Annotated in this window: 10 protein-coding genes and 4 pseudogenes; 4 read left to right on the top strand and 10 right to left on the bottom strand. The window is 57.8% G+C overall.

Annotation, left to right across the window (positions count from 1 at the left end; genetic code table 11):
• Nucleotides 1–359 precede the first annotated feature (359 nt).
• The 4 pseudogenes from ACVIIW_RS15695 to ACVIIW_RS15680 all read right to left on the bottom strand — a co-directional run.
• Nucleotides 360–765 (bottom strand): annotated as a pseudogene (locus tag ACVIIW_RS15695) (transposase); the annotation flags it as partial.
• Nucleotides 766–1,003: 238 nt separating this feature from the next.
• Nucleotides 1,004–2,095: pseudogene (locus ACVIIW_RS15690) on the bottom strand (IS3 family transposase); the annotation flags it as partial.
• 94 nt (nt 2,096–2,189) lie between these two features.
• Nucleotides 2,190–2,494, bottom strand: a pseudogene (locus ACVIIW_RS15685) (transposase); the annotation flags it as partial.
• 224 nt (nt 2,495–2,718) lie between these two features.
• Nucleotides 2,719–3,017 (bottom strand): annotated as a pseudogene (locus tag ACVIIW_RS15680) (transposase); the annotation flags it as partial.
• Nucleotides 3,018–3,253: 236 nt separating this feature from the next.
• On the opposite strand from ACVIIW_RS15680, the gene ACVIIW_RS15675 reads away from it, so the two are divergent.
• A complete protein-coding gene (locus ACVIIW_RS15675) occupies nt 3,254–4,123 on the top strand; it encodes an outer membrane protein (RefSeq protein WP_456701571.1) in 870 nt (289 codons plus the stop codon).
• 1,473 nt (nt 4,124–5,596) lie between these two features.
• Here the strand turns inward: ACVIIW_RS15675 and ACVIIW_RS15670 are convergent.
• The gene (locus ACVIIW_RS15670; protein WP_456701570.1) at nt 5,597–5,881 is read right to left on the bottom strand and encodes a hypothetical protein; all 285 of its coding nucleotides are present in this window, start codon (nt 5,879–5,881) and stop codon (nt 5,597–5,599) included.
• A 2,537-nt stretch (nt 5,882–8,418) separates the two neighbouring features.
• Nucleotides 8,419–8,685, bottom strand: coding sequence for a hypothetical protein (locus ACVIIW_RS15665; RefSeq protein WP_456701569.1), 267 nt, complete (start codon nt 8,683–8,685; stop codon nt 8,419–8,421).
• Here ACVIIW_RS15665 and ACVIIW_RS15660 point away from each other — a divergent pair.
• The gene (locus tag ACVIIW_RS15660; RefSeq protein ID WP_456701568.1) at nt 8,684–8,965 is read left to right on the top strand and encodes a helix-turn-helix domain-containing protein; all 282 of its coding nucleotides are present in this window, start codon (nt 8,684–8,686) and stop codon (nt 8,963–8,965) included. The two genes, ACVIIW_RS15665 and ACVIIW_RS15660, sit on opposite strands and share 2 nt — an antisense overlap.
• 161 nt (nt 8,966–9,126) lie before the next feature.
• Entirely contained in the window at nt 9,127–10,035 is a 909-nt protein-coding gene (locus ACVIIW_RS15655) for a LysR family transcriptional regulator (RefSeq protein WP_456701567.1), read from the top strand.
• Nucleotides 10,036–10,300: 265 nt separating this feature from the next.
• Here the strand turns inward: ACVIIW_RS15655 and ACVIIW_RS15650 are convergent, their stop codons facing one another.
• The 3 genes from ACVIIW_RS15650 to ACVIIW_RS15640 form a co-directional block, all read right to left on the bottom strand.
• The gene (locus ACVIIW_RS15650) at nt 10,301–10,714 is read right to left on the bottom strand and encodes a DUF2285 domain-containing protein (protein WP_456705164.1); all 414 of its coding nucleotides are present in this window, start codon (nt 10,712–10,714) and stop codon (nt 10,301–10,303) included.
• A gap of 169 nt (nt 10,715–10,883) precedes the next feature.
• Nucleotides 10,884–11,078, bottom strand: a complete 195-nt coding sequence (locus tag ACVIIW_RS15645; protein ID WP_456701566.1) for a transcriptional regulator domain-containing protein — start codon at nt 11,076–11,078, stop codon at nt 10,884–10,886.
• A 164-nt stretch (nt 11,079–11,242) separates the two neighbouring features.
• Nucleotides 11,243–11,476, bottom strand: coding sequence for a DNA -binding domain-containing protein (locus ACVIIW_RS15640; protein WP_456701565.1), 234 nt, complete (start codon nt 11,474–11,476; stop codon nt 11,243–11,245).
• Between the two features lie 645 nt (nt 11,477–12,121).
• On the opposite strand from ACVIIW_RS15640, the gene ACVIIW_RS15635 reads away from it, so the two are divergent.
• Complete coding sequence (locus ACVIIW_RS15635) at nt 12,122–12,403, top strand: helix-turn-helix domain-containing protein (protein ID WP_456701564.1); 282 nt, start codon at nt 12,122–12,124, stop codon at nt 12,401–12,403.
• A gap of 882 nt (nt 12,404–13,285) precedes the next feature.
• Here the strand turns inward: ACVIIW_RS15635 and ACVIIW_RS15630 are convergent.
• The gene (locus ACVIIW_RS15630) at nt 13,286–14,161 is read right to left on the bottom strand and encodes a TauD/TfdA dioxygenase family protein (protein WP_456701563.1); all 876 of its coding nucleotides are present in this window, start codon (nt 14,159–14,161) and stop codon (nt 13,286–13,288) included.
• Nucleotides 14,162–14,771 lie beyond the last annotated feature (610 nt).

Below are 14,771 nucleotides of genomic sequence, written 5' to 3'. Positions count from 1 at the left end.
TCAAGAAACTCTGCCTTGGACAGAGCTTCTCTCGCGCTCGGCCTTTGAACGGAGAAATACTTTCGGCCGTACTCCGTTCGATGACATGTGATTGTGTAGGTCATGAGCCGCCTCCGTTGAAGGACGGTGCTCCTGTTCCGGTCAATGAGTATGCTATCTCAATGTAGCAGCTTCGTGTCGCCTAGCGCAGCTCTGACCGTCGGCTCGTCTGCGTAAACACTGTAGCCCAGTATGCGACATCCCAACGGTCGGGCACCTACCAGTAATGATGGGGATCCTGCGCAACGACGCTCACTCGGCCTGAACTCTGGCGTCTACGCTTGATTTGGTTGTGAGATCCACGCGCGCTCTTGATACGTGTCGCTTGTCCAGCTGTCAGGCAGAAAAAGACGCGACCATCACTGGCACTTCGCCGCGCGCAAACGTAAAGACACCAGCGTTTGGCAATTTGCGGTTTTATCGAGAGCCGACGCGGATTGAGCCGCAACACCAACCGATCGCTCACCCTTCTTCGGCAGTGAGGTGTCATCGATAACCACCATAGCATCCCTGCCGCCGACAAGTCGGTCCGCCTGGTTGAGCAGCTCCTGCACATCGTCCGGGATGCGGTTCCAGACACGGTCTGGTCGAGACTGATGCCGCCAGCGCTTCAACGCCTCCCACCCCGTAGCGATCATACCAGCGATAGAATGTGGCGCGCGGGATCCCGAGCTTGTGCAGTGTGCGCTTGGCCGGAAGGTGCGATTGCTCGACCAAATGGATGATCTCGGCCTTCTCGGAGGCGGGATACTGAAGTGGACCCTATGTTGAGGACCACCGGGTCTGGTTTCTTAAGTGCAGCTTGCTACCGTTCGTTCTTCCCGATACTTTACGCCACTGTTGCTTGCTGCTGTCGTGGCTGTGGGGATGTGGGCAACGCGCAGCGTTGTCCAAGCTTCTCGCTTGCGAGAAGGTCATATCCACAGCCTCTTCGCCGAATGCGCCGGTGACACCTGCCCGCCATCGGCGCGCGGTTTTCCAGCGCCTGATGGGGGCGCTGGAAATTGTAAAACTCGATCCATCGGGCGATTCCGGCTTTGGCCTCGTGGCCATCCGAATAACCCTTGAGATAGATGTCCTCCTATTTGAGCGAGCGCCACAGCCGCTCGATGAACACGTTGTCCATCCAGCGGCCGCGACCGTCCATCGAGATCCTGACGCCGGTTGCGGCCAGCGTGCCGATGAAGGGGGCGCTGGTGAACTGGCTGCCCTGGTCGGTATTGAATATCTCAGGCCGGCCGAAGCGCGCCAAGGCCTCTTCGAGCGCAGACACACAGAACGATGTGTCCATCGTGTTCGACAGGCGCCAAGCCAGCACCGCATGGCTCGCCCAATCGATGATCGCCACCAGATATAGAAAGCCCTGGCCGATCGGCACATAGGTGATATCGGCCGCCCACACTTGATTTGGCCGGTCGATCACCATAAGGCGCAAGAGATACGGGAAGATTTTGTGTCCCGGCACCGGCTTTGTGGTTCTGGGCTTTGGTCCCAGCGCCGCGATGCCCATCTTGCGCATCAACCGCTGCACGTGCTTGCGATTGATGCGACAGCCTTCGCCATTGAGCATCGCCGTCATCCGCCGCGAGCCCAGGAACGGCCAGGCCATGAACAGCTGGTCGATCCGTCGCATCAGCTCAAGGTCGTTGTCATTGGCCGGCCGCGGCGGCCGATATACGCTCGATCGCGCAACGCTCAGCAGTTGGCATTGCCGGCGGATCGATAGACTCTCATGATCGCGCTGAAGCAATCCTCGGCGATCCGGCGCGCTCATCTTCCGGACCTCCTGGCTAAGAAATCTCGCTCGACCATCAATTGTCCGATCTTGGCGTGGAGCTTCTCGACCTCCAGTTCGTGGGTCGCCTCGCCATCCCGACCGGCGCCCGCGTCGAACGCCCGAACCGCTTGATCCTGAAGCTGCTTCTTCCACGCATAAATCTGGTTCACATGCACCTGGTAGCGCCGCCAGATCCGTCACCGTTGATTGTTCTCGTAGCGCCTCCAAGGCGATCTTTGCCTTCAGCGCCGCATCGATTTTCCGTCTCATCTTCTTCATGGTCCGCTCCGTTTATCAAAGCGGAACGGCATCCGCACCACCTAAGCCGCCGGTCCACAATCCGGGGGTCCACAATCCGGGGGTCCACTTCACCACAAACCTCATCGACCAGCTTGCGCTTCCGACCAGGCTTCATGGCTTTCGGCGGATCACGTCCTGCAGCATCTCCTTGTCGAGCGACGGATCGACGACCAGCTTCTTCAGCTTGGCGTTCTCGTCCTCGAGCTGCTTCAGCCGGCGCATCTCGGTCGGCAGCAGCCCGTCATACTTCTTCTTCCAATTGAAGTAGGTTGCCTGGCTGATCCCGGCCTTGCGGCAAATCTCCGCCACCGCGCCCCCGTCGCTGCCCTGCTTGAGAATGAACGCCTTCTGGGCGTCCGAAAACTTCGAGGCCTTCATCGTCGTCGCTCCTGCCAGTCGAGGGATTTATGCAGCGCCAACTCTAGCCAGAAATGGTCCAGTTTGCCGGCCTCAGATCATGCGACGACGCCGAAGTTTGGGCCAGTTGTTGACCGGGACCATCGTTTCTGGACGACTCGTAAATGCTGCTACGGCCCCGTGAGGTTCAACAGTCGAGAGCGGCCTCAATCGTCCTGGGCGAACGCGGAGGCGACGAAGGCGGAGACCACGCGCCGGCAGCTCTTAACTTGCATCGGGCACGGCTCCGAGAAGCCAGGGAAGTAGGAGCCCTTTCGCAGCTTGAGATGCGTAGTTCGACTGCGCCAGCGCGGCCCCCCAGATCCCGTCGCGGTAGCCATTGCGCTGGGCCAGTCGCTCGAGGGTCTTCTCGCCATAGCCGAGACTAGTTTTGGCTTTCAAGCCCCATCAGGCGCTTGGCCGCAAAGCCGATCGTCTCGCGCAACAGATCGGCATCAGGGGTTTTCTCCACGAGCGTGCGCAGGTTCGTCATGGCATCGGTCATCGGTGGTTCCTCGGTTGCGTGGGCGTGTCGCGCCCTGATCCTACCGGAGAAGTGCCGGTAACTTCGGCAAAGCTTTGCTCTACCGAGCTACACCACCATCAGAGACACGACCGAAGCTTTGGCGCCCCCTACCGGATTTGAGAGGTGATCTGCCTGCCAGCTCGAAATATCGAGATAACCACAACTTGGGACCAAACTACGCAATATTTTTCTGTGTCCAGCAGGAGGACTCTAGGATGAAGTGCAACAAGCAATTGTCGCTCGCGGGCATCATTGCATTCGGGGCGATTGCTTTTGGGAGCGGAAGCTTGGCTGCTGACTTGCCTGCGGCAGCTGTTATCAAAGCGCCAACTCCCGTTGCTCCTCTCTTCAGCTGGACTGGAGGTTACATCGGAGGCAGTCTAGGCTCGGGTTGGGGGAACAGCCAGACCGACCTCGGTGTGGGCAATACATTCATTGGCGCTCCCGTCAACCAGTCTGTAAACCAGCTCATCGGAGGCACTGTCGATTTGAATGTGCCAATGCCGCAGGTACAGATGAACGGCTTCCTCGGCGGTGTACAAGCCGGTTACAACTTGCAGTCTGGCGTGATCGTGTACGGCCTGGAAGGCGATTTTTTATGGAGTGGTATCAAGGGGCGCACTGGCTGCTTTGTCCTCTTGAACTGCACGCACGAGGCCAAATGGATTGCGGATATCACCGGACGGATTGGCGTCACGGTGGGCGACCGCGGCTTGGTCTACATCAAGGGCGGGGCGGCTTGGGCCGATTCCAGCATTGGCATCAACCAGTCCTTCGCCGTTACGTCGAATTTGGGGACGGGCTTTGCTGCTAACGGTGCCGTCGATGGACGAGCGAGCAAGAACATCTTTGGCGGCACATTGGGTGCGGGCATCGAGTATGCCTTCCTGCCCGGCTGGTCAGCGAAAGTTGAGTATGACTACTTCGATTTCGGCAGGCAAGACGTGGCGCTTCCGGTCTCGGCAGCAGGCCGTGTGCAGACGGGAGATGGTGCGCCTGGTGCCATCGCTGTTGGGGTCAGGACGCCTATCTCCTTCAAGCAGCAGATTCATACGATCCGGGTTGGCGTGAACTACCACTTCTGACTCGGCAGGAGCTTTGATCTGGCGACGCTCTGCCTCTCCTACGGCAACTCACGCTCGATGCAGCGAGCTCGTCTCCATGCGCTCCCCGTCCAATGCGGCCGAAACCGCTTGGATATCTGCAGGAGATGGATGATGAGAGGCATTGATGGGCCGGGCAGGACCGCCTTCTCGGGGATTCACACCCACGAAGCTGGTGGCGCGGACGGACCCGGCCAATCATCATATTTTTCGTGGAGCAGACGCGCGCTGAGCCTCAAGAGGACAGCGCCCCTCCATTAGCAACAACCTGCGCATCATCGGTGAGCTTGGTCGACCTGATTGAGCTCGGCCGTCGCCACGGTCGAAATACATCGCGCGTCTCCATGGGCCGGGTTGACAGGACGCTCGCGAGGTACTGCTCGACTTCGCGGACCGGGGTGCGCAAGCTCTCGCTCGCCGTATCAGCGTTGGAAGCTGAGCGGCTCTCGGTATCGGAATAGATGTGGCGCGAGAATGCCGGCGACGAGCACAACATACATGAGGCACCTAGCGAAATCGTTGAGCTCGCCACCGAAGATCAGCATGCCGCCGGCAACGGCCACGGAAAACGCCGGCCAAGGCACCCGTGATGGTTGGCGGATCTGCCGAAGCTCAAGACAGTTTTGTCGCCGCCGTTGATGCAAGAGCTGAATCGAACATCAGCGGCGCGAGCAGCAGGCCGCCGGCACCTACGAGACGCTCGCCTACTTTACGTTGCCGGACATCCATAGGTGGAAGACTCAAACGAAAAATCCGCTCAAGCGCATCGATTCGGCGTCGAACCCGTATTGTCGGCATCTTCTCCGACAGTCAATCCTGCCCCAACTTGGCGGCGGCCCGGCTGCGGCACATTGCCGGAACGGCGTGGCCGACCAAATGCTACATGAACATGCGACCGCTCTATAACCCACAACTCTCTGAAACCGGAGCCGTCGTCTGATCAAAGTGCGAATTTCTGGACAGCACCCCAGGATCGGCCCCACCGTCGCATGCTCCCGCAGAGCCTCCAGCGCTATCTTCGCCTTGTGCGCCACCTTGATCTTCCGCGTCCCTTGCGATGGAACGCTCAAGCCGAGCTAGCCAACCGATCCGCTTTTTGGAGTCTATTTCACCAAGACGTGCGTCGCCGAATGCTTCGATTCTTCGACAGTCGCCTACGAGGCGGCCCCCTCAGCGTATCTGGCTTTGCCACCATAAAATTTATCGGACTCATTCTTGCATACAGTTCTGTAGAAGTCGTCCGCGTCTTCCGTCGCGTATCCAGCCCCGGCAAAGCACACTCTCGTGTTTTCCTGTAGTATGCCTTATCCTGCTCGCACTATCAAAAAGAACCGCGTTTAGACAACCAACAGTGCCACAACATCATCCTTTGACAATCATCATTCTCGCGTGATTGATGCAAACGGCAATGTTGAACGATGTGAACGAGTCGCTTATGCCGCAGCGGGATCTCTCCTAGGCGACCGTGACGGCGGCAAGTCCCAAAATCACGTTGCGGTTGATGCCGAAATGGAGGCGATAGAGCCACCAGATTGCGCAGCACCGGTCGAAATCGGAGAGTGCCCGAGCCCGCCTTGTTGCTGCTGCGACCCGCGCTATTGGCTTCATGACACGTCTCGTCTGGAAACCTGAACGTCTCGGGATCAGTGCTTCAAATTTAGTGAGTTTTTGGTCGGTGGCGGTCCGCTGTCGCGCGCATGCATCGGCGAAAGATTGGGAGCTGAGGTTCAGGTTTGCCATGGCATTGCGTCTCGAAGCTTGATGGAAAGACGCATATGTGCATCCGACCTTTCCGTAACCTTACGATACAAGTGTTGCTTCCCCAAACACTCAGATCTGGTAGTGACAATTGACAGCGCTCTATGCGATAGTAACCGCGGCGGCACGCATTAGTTGGCAGACCCGATGCTGGCGCATCGAACCGATCGGAGCCGATGGCGTTGGCTGCACCTCGGAAAACGGCCTAAGCTCAGGCGGCGCGGGCTAAGCGCCATGTGATATCGCCTCAACTCATCGATGGCCATTGATCCTGAGCTCTATTCGCGGCTGATGAACCCGCCCCTGGCGACTGGTTATTCGGAGACGGTGATCGACTGCGACTTCCTGCCGCTGTGGTGATGCGGCTAACGAATGTGTTTCGTCATTTGAAAAACTTGCCGGCCAACCACTTAACCGATTAGACACGCGATATAGCCGGGCTATACGGCAAAGCTGCCGGCCCACAACACTGGTCGGTAACGGTCGGCACTACGTTGCGCAGCCCGATGCGGCCTTCGCGAGTATTGAGGCCAAGCGAATACGAATTGGCGCGCACCACCCCCTCTCTGAGGACAGTCCTTCAACTGAACAGACTACCAAAGCATATCATGCTGTGCGCACACGCATGCTCAAAGACCAATTTTCTGGTCGCGATGACTGGGTTCGTTGAAGTCTGTGCTCGGCCCGAGCCTATACCGTAGAGAAATACTTTGCGCGAGGCTCGGGAGCGATCGGTTTCATTTTTGGCTGCACGGGCTGATGGGGCGGTCAGCGGCCGGCAGTGAGCATGGTCCGCGTGCGTCACAACAGTTGCTGTTTGTTTGTGAATTGCCGCACAGGTTCTGTCAGCTTTTGGAAAGCTAGGGTGGATACAGAGCCGTTGGGGTTCGCGAGGCGTGGTAGAGACAGCGCCATAACCAGAAGGGGACAGCGCCGAGTCACGCTCCTGCTAACCTCAATCTGCAGCGCAGGCGCGGCAGGGACAGCGCCGATCTAGTCCCAAACCGACCGGCGCCGAGTCGCGCCCGCGCTGCTTTCCGGTGTCGGAGAAACGACCCTGGTAGCCGTACTGTCATGCTTTTTCAGCACGGACACCCGGCCTGCTTGTGCCAAGGGAGATTGGCGACGTTAGATTTTGCGGCGCGTGTGGTCTTTCAAGCGATCGCTTCCATGCCTCCCGTCTTACTCCGCCAACATTCTTGGGCTCTCATGAATGGCAGCGTGTAAGCCTTTTTTCATGCAGCGGGGCGGTTTGGTATCTGGGCATCTGCAATTTCTCCGCGGAGGTAGCGGACCAGCGTAGAAAGTAGCAGACCAACCAACCCATTGAGGTAGGTGATTGGCAGTCGTACTAAGCCTACAACCTGGCGGCACCCTAGGTGGCTAAGTGCCAGCGTTGATGCCGAATGGGGCAAGGCTGGCGCCAGGGTTAGCGGCGGCGTGGCAGGGACAGCGCTTTTCCAGGGATTGAGCGCCGAGTCACGTCGCCGTTAACTATTGACGTCGCTGGCGCAGGTTGGGACAGCGTCTTTGAAGGTTTGCCCACGAGGACAGGTAGGTGCCCGGCGGCACCGCTCGGCAATACCACTTGGTAGCACCGCAAGGGCTTGCCCCTCACGGGAGCAAACGTGCCCGGCGACAAACAGGCTTGCGACATCGGCCAGGAATAGCGCTTTCAGGGTTTCACTGCCCAATCGCCGAACCACCCGCTAGTTTCGTATCATACCGGATACCAGGAGCAGCATCGGATTCTTTCCATGGCGCCAGTCTCGCCTGCGCTGCTCTCCGTGTTCTGCAACAACTCTTTCCTGACACCCTCGTCGCTGTTGGCACCGCTCGGCAACATCGAAGTCTCCCAGCTGAGTGACCTAAAGGTAAGCCGGCCCCCGGTGCTCGAATGGTCAAGACAACGCCCAAGCCGAAGCCTCTCAGCAAGTCTCGCGCGCGCGCTGAATCCCAATTCGCTCGGGCTCATGGGTGGGTAGCGATACGCGTGGCCATCTGTTTGACTAAACATTGGCGGATCCAATTCGCGGCGCTTGCCGCTTGCCCTCGCAGAATCGCGTGCGCGTTCCAAGTCGACGCTGCGAGACTTTGCTCTCTGGACTCCACTCTTCTGCAGCCAATGGCTGCTGCCAAAATAGGTTACGATTTGCCGTACCGCGTTTGATTTGAACTGGTCCTTGTACTTGATAACCTGACCGGCGCGACTTGAGCCTCAGCCAAGAGAGTTCGCCGTCGTGCCTCTTCAGCGATCGGGAGAGCCTAAAATTCCGTATCAGGCTGAACGTAGAGTGCGGAACGTCCACAAAGATGTTGTACCGCTAGACGAAATTCGCGGAGTCCAGAGAGTGAACGCGATTAGGGTCCCTGCACACGCAGTCTGCGCTGATCCAGGGATTAAGACCACTACAAAGACGGCTGGACGGCTATCGCTGCGTTCGCGATCGTCTGCGCCAGCTCATTTCATCGGAGCTGCAGCTCCATTTCGATGAATGGAGGAGCATCGCCTCGCTCAGTCAGCTTCTTTGTTTGCCTCGAGGCCGTTCGTGCGAGTTGGGCAGCGGAATCGAACCGTTGCCGAGCCGCCAGCTCGAGTGAGATTCGGTCGGCGCCCAAAAGGCCTGTGCCGCCGTGAATTGAATCGACATACCCTTTTTGCAGGCCGCGCCAGTAGCGTTCGGGAAAACGATACGGGTGGCACCCAGGCCTTCCAGTCCGCTGATCTTTTTATGTAGGTTATAGCCAGTGGTTTGATGACCGTCGAAATGGCTGCCTTCGCGCATGAGAGCTCGTGCGCTTGTGGCTTACAATCTGCGCCGGATCCGCGTCCAGCGCGGTATTCCGCAGGAGCAACTGGCTTACGATGCAGGAGTTGATCGCTCCTACATGAGCGGACTTGAACGCCAAGAAGCGAACCCGACAGTCGATCTTCTTGATCGCCTTGCCGAGACGCTCGGCGTACCTGTCTCCGAACTGTTTCTTCGGCCATCCAAGGGCGCCCCGCCACCTGCAACCTTACCTAAAGGCCGCAAGCCGAAGCCCAAACGCGGCAAAAAGATTTAAGTCCCCCGACAAACACGATCTGCGACACTGATGTCGTGCGCTCCCGGCGCAGGTGTTGCGCTCACACGAGGATTTTATGCGTGGCGGACACTGATATGCAGCGATCCGGCTATGGGCATCGAATATTGTGATGGACTTTGATTCTGGCGCCGGAGCAGACAATGGCGGCTCAAGACGATGAAGTTCCTTTAAATGCCATCCGCGCGTTTGTGACCGTTGCCCGCGAAGGCAGCGTCACGCGCGCGGCCACCACTTTGGGAACAACGCAAAGTTCGGTCAGCCGTTATTTGGCTGTACTGCGGGATTATCTGGGGGCTGACCTCATCGAGCGGCGTGGACGGCGCAGCGATCTGACCGAGTTCGGAAGGCTATTCGCGAACGCAGTGTCTGAACCGCTCGAAACCGTCAGTTTCACGGCGAAGAGAATGCGACGCCGTGCAGGCGCAGGAACGAATCGGATCGTGGTCCGCACGTCATTATCGACCTTTGCTTTCTCTCTCCTTATTCCAAATCTGCAGGCTTTCTCTTCTGAAGCGGGTGGCGTTATCGTGGACATCATCAGCTCGCTGGCGCACCCGACATCTTCGGATGATTTCGATATTTTGATTACACGGGATCTTTCGCTCATCGAACCCGCCGACAGTTGGGAGATTTACAAAGAGGAGCTCGTGTGCGTCGGCCCACCAAATCTGGTCGGAGGCAGAGAGCTCTCGGTTGTTCGCACGACCCCGATACTGAACATCACATCCCGCCCCGACATCCTGCCGACATGGCTGAGAGCCATGAATCTGTCTTCGAGCGATATACGAGTAGGCGCCCGGTATGATCACAACTATCTTGCTCTGGCTGCTGTCATGACGGGAAAATGCCTTCTTGTCGCGCCGGAAATCATCGTCGGAGATCTGGTCAAAGGGGGCGCTTTGCAAATCATCCCTGGCACCCGCACTCCAAGCGGCATGCGATATCGCGCCTATGCCGTAGATCGCAGCGCGCACCCCGAGATCGCACGTTCTTTTTGCCGATGGCTGGCTCGTCTTTGCAAGAAGGTAGCACCTGCGCAGGCTGCCTGAGGTCTAGCGGTCCCTCCGCGGCAGGAGGAGACCCATGTTCATGTCGAGCGCGGCATAATCGAGTTGCGCGACTGTTGAAGGATTTGCCGAATTCGCGGCCGCCAGTAGCTAAAGCCTACGGAGATAGCGCCCCCTCTGTTGCAGCAATCAAGACGGCATAGCGAGGTATCGGAGCGCAAAGACTTTATCCTATCCACCATCGGACCCGGCAGCAGAAGAGTTGGCTGGCAGCACGGAAGTTAGCCATTGATCGTGCCGCAACCCACTACTTGTCATCACTGCCCCTGCGCTTGTCGAGCAATGCTCGCCAGCGCAGGCGCATGAGGCGCTGCCCCAGCTTAACAAGTCGAATGGTTCGGCTGCGCAAATCGTCTGTTTTCCAGGCGCGCTCGGCAATACGATGACTTCCAAACAGCCCTTGCGCGATTTGGCGATAGCTATTTCCTTCCTGCCATCCATCCACTGCGCGCAACGCCAGGATCACCCGACGCCGCTTCAAAGCAGGTAAGGCAAGTGGCGAATCTCCGAGCGCTCGACGCTCAAGGGCAAGCCAAAATTGACGGGCAGCCCCTAGGCGAAGCTCGAAACCGGCATCGAGCGGCAGATCAACGAGCAGAGCATTTCCGCTCGCCGGAAGCTTCCCGAGCCAAAGGCGATGCTGCGTGCCTCCGAGCGGCACGATCGCATGCCATCCATCCGGCGCACGGCGAAGCGCGCCGCCCGGCAGATTGTCGAAATCGAGCGGATAACTTTCGGGCGCAATGCGGTTGGCCGCCCGCACAGCCAGTACGGTCGGCAGCACCTCAGGTGCCCAAAAGATTGCTTGCTTGTCGAAAGTCTTTTGCGGATCAGCCGGAAAACGAGAGCCCCCACTTGCGTCGGAACTCGCCCGCCGCCGCGCTTGAATGTTCGCGGCGAGATAACCGCTTATAATCCTCTTGGTAGTCTTGATCCCGGCGTAGCCACTCCCAAGCCAGGTCGGCAGCATCTGCCGTCTTCAAGCCGCTGTACGCTTCCTCAGATTTCCAATCAGTATTCGCCATCACACCTTTCCCGCACAATCTTCAGATGCGGGGAAATGCACCCGATGATTGTGGCGGTTTCCGGCTGCTTGCTTGCCGTGTGCGCGTCTTCGATGCAACTAATCGATGGAACAATCAACTTTTGCGATTGCGATGATTGCGATGACCTTCGGCATTCGCGCCGATCATTGTTTTGGCCAACCCCGATGTAACAGATCACGATAGCCCTTGCCCGCTAGCCACTTGGCCCGCGTCAGATGACTTTCGAATGTGCGTCGGGCTCGATCCGGTTCAACGGTCGGGTCAAGCCCAAGCACGATGCGCGCAATTTCACGCCAATCTGCCTTCGCAGCGTCGGCATCAAGAAGTCGCATGTAGGCAACAGCGTGCTCCCTGTCATAGGGCGTGAGCTCGTCCACGCTGGGCGCCAATTCTGCGATCTTCGGCCCTGCTGGCACTGCTTAAAACTCCTACCCAGCTGAAAAATCGGCCGAAATCAGAGCAACGATAACGAATTCTTGGTCGCTTTGATACCTACCCAATGGTCGCACGCTAATCTCCTTTTCGCGCCAAAGGCGGCAATCGCATATCGGCTCACATTGGCCCGTCCGCTCCGTGCTGCGCCTTCTCTTTTTCATCGCAGGTCAGACCGGAAGCGATCGCACATGCGCGCCGCAACGAGGTGTCCTTGCTGTTCCTGGCGGAAGAGCATGATGGTTCGTGGGGACCAGGCCGACGGCACTCGTGAAAGGCAACCACCAGAACCAGCCAACTGGAGAATATTCGTTTCCATTTGAGCTCTGGCTTGAATATTCGTCCTATCTAGTTGCGGTGCGCCGAAAACAACGCTGACCGCGGTCCGTTATCTGTTGTTGGTCGCAAGTTATTGCCCTCGCCAGAATCGCTTGCCGTGGTCAACGAGAAGACGGCACTGGGTCAGCACCTCACCATTGCCTGATTTCTCGAAGCAATTAGAGAGGACAACCACAGCTGGCTACGAGCTTATCGTAATAGTCGGGCTATAACCAGTGGTTTCATAATCGTCGGAATGGCTGCCTCTGCGCATGAACGCTCGTGCGCTTGTGGCCTGGAATGTGCGCCGGATCCGCGTAGAACGCGGCATTCCGCAAGACCAATTGGCCTATGATGCCGGAATCGACCGCTCATACATGGGGCGCATTGAGCAGAAGAAAGAGAACCCGACTATTGATCTCTTGGAACGCATCGCCTCGACTTTGGGTATTCACTTGTCCGAATTATTCACGCAGCCGGCTAAAGGTGCAACGCCCCCCAAGCCAATGTCGAGAGGGCGCAAGCCAGGACGGCTTGGCCGAAACAAGATGTAATATTGAGCGAGCCAGTTTTCTGCTAACGCTTGTGCGGAATCGAGCCGGTGCCCCCCACGTGCTTCATCGATCTGCGGCCGACCCTTCCAATCTCCTGCTCCAGCCGATGTACTCCCAACAAGGTTTCGCTTAGTGCTCCGTCGGAGCGGCCTGTTATAAGGCGGAGCATCTTCGAAAGAAGGGTTTGCGCCGCTCGCGTATCCTACCGCCGCCGTCGGTAGAAACCGAAGTTCTCGGGGAGTCCGTTTAGAGCTTTGGTCGGTTTGTCGTCTATAAGGTCGGGGATCCCAATGGCCCAACCGAAAGACTTCCGCAACGGCATCGAGGGACCTCCTAACGTAGTGCGCAAGAGCATGGGAGCAGATCGGTCCTCCAGAGCTGTCGACGGCTAGAGGATGGGAGCTCTCGGCCGGCCGAAGATCGGGGAGTAGCGATGCTCTTGCGGGGGCGCAATTTAGGGCTCCTGGAAGGCTCGATTGCGGCCTGTCCATGGACACGGCCGGCACGATCGCCAGCGGGATAGTTTCTGTCGGGGGCGCGGGCGCGATGTGAATCACGGCGATCTGACGCCTCGCCAGTTTGAGACGTGAATTGGGTGTGAGCGACGTCGGTCCTTACTATCCCGAGACGATGAAACCGAGTGACCCGCGTAGCGAGAGCCAACGGATGCGGATCATCAAAAAATGCAGCGTCATCGGTTTGACCGGGGAGCAGAGAGCATGCCTGAAGGTGGATGCTGTTGCGCCTGGAAGAAGCCTACCAGGTGGCAGCTGCGCCGGTTAGCCGTTGCTCGCATAGGACGGGCGGCTCCGCGACAGTGCAGGGCCGCAACTGTACCTGGGTTTCCAGCCGTCTGACGTGATCCGGAAGATGTGGACAGTGTCAGGCTGCCTTTGCCGCCCTTGATTTCGGCCTCTTCACGTGCGGTACGCGGGCGTCGATCGCAAACTGGTCCATCATCCAGTGAGGGGGACTTGATTTGCTCACGGGATACGGCTCAGTCGCCCGATTGTCCCAGATTACGACGTCGCCTGATTTCCAGTTCCAGCACAGGGTATTCCGGGGCGCGATGAGATAGGATTGCAGCCGTTCAAACAGTCTTTGGCTGGGATAGCGCTGCAGGCCGACGAAGTTCTTTACGGAACGACCGAGCGAGAGCATGCGATCGCTGGTCTCGGGATGAACACGAACAATTGGATGTGTAGTTTCGTATATCGTTCCGGTCGATACGCCGCACCAAGGCCGCTTATTGGGTTCGGTGTTCTTCTCTGGCGCAGAGAGATCAGATACGCCGAAGCTCACAGCCCAGAGATTATCTGCAAGCATCCGCAGGGAATCGGGAAGATCAAGATAAGCGGCCGCCCTGTTCGACCAAGCAATGTCGCCGCCAAAAGGCGAACCTGCTGCGAGCCGCAGCACCGAGATGGCTGTGCGGGTGCGCTCATCGTTCATCTGATTGAGATGATTCCAGGCCCGATCAGGCAGCTCCTGCCGAATCGCTAAACCGCCCATTGTGTCTTCCATTGTCAAATCCGGTGTCAGCGAGCCGAGCCGCAGCACGAAACGCTGTTGTTGGGCATCGTCGAGATGTCCCTGATCACGGAAGAAAATGACTTTATGCTCTAATAGCAGCTGGCGGAACGCTACGATGACATCGTCAGGCAAATCGTCTGACAGCTTGACGTTCTTGATTTCGGCACCAAGCCGGTCCGAGTGTTTGACGATGTTTGCTTGCAGAATGATGTTATCAACAGCCATAGTTCCACTCATGACGTGCCTCTCTCTGGATGTCTAAACACGCTCCGTGGTGGTCGTGCCAGGCGACAAACCGGCAAGACAGTCTTCATGACACGCATCTCCGATTTGTCTCAGCGCGCTCACTACTGCTCAATCAAGCGGCCGCATTCTGATACACACCACCAGTTTTTTAGAATCCAACTCCCTCTGCGTGTCGACAAGGCGAGTGCCTCTCTCAAAGATCGCTCCACATGAGGCCACCACATCGATTTGCAGCCTGATCGAACAGTGGAGATCATAGACGCAATCCATGTCCAGTCCATGAAACGAAACCAGCTTTCTTTTTGAGCTCGCGCAACGTTCGCCTCGCCTCAGAACTGATGCTTGGAAAATCCTCGAACAACGACCGCGCCGTCCTCATTCAACCACACCGCACATGTGCAGACGAAGATGGGAACTGGTTCGCGGCATGCACTCGCGAAGCGGACCAAACCACCGCCTATCCATGTCTACCTGAAGATGTATGATAGATACTCAACTACTTAAATGAATGCCAATCATTTTTTTTGCGACTTGGAGTTGTTCAATGCGCGAGCTGTTTCATCAGCTGATCACTCGCTTCCGCGCCCAC

Source organism: Bradyrhizobium sp. USDA 4449 (assembly GCF_054056275.1).
Note: the sequence above shows the minus strand (reverse complement) of the source record. Positions and strands in the feature narration are given on the sequence as shown.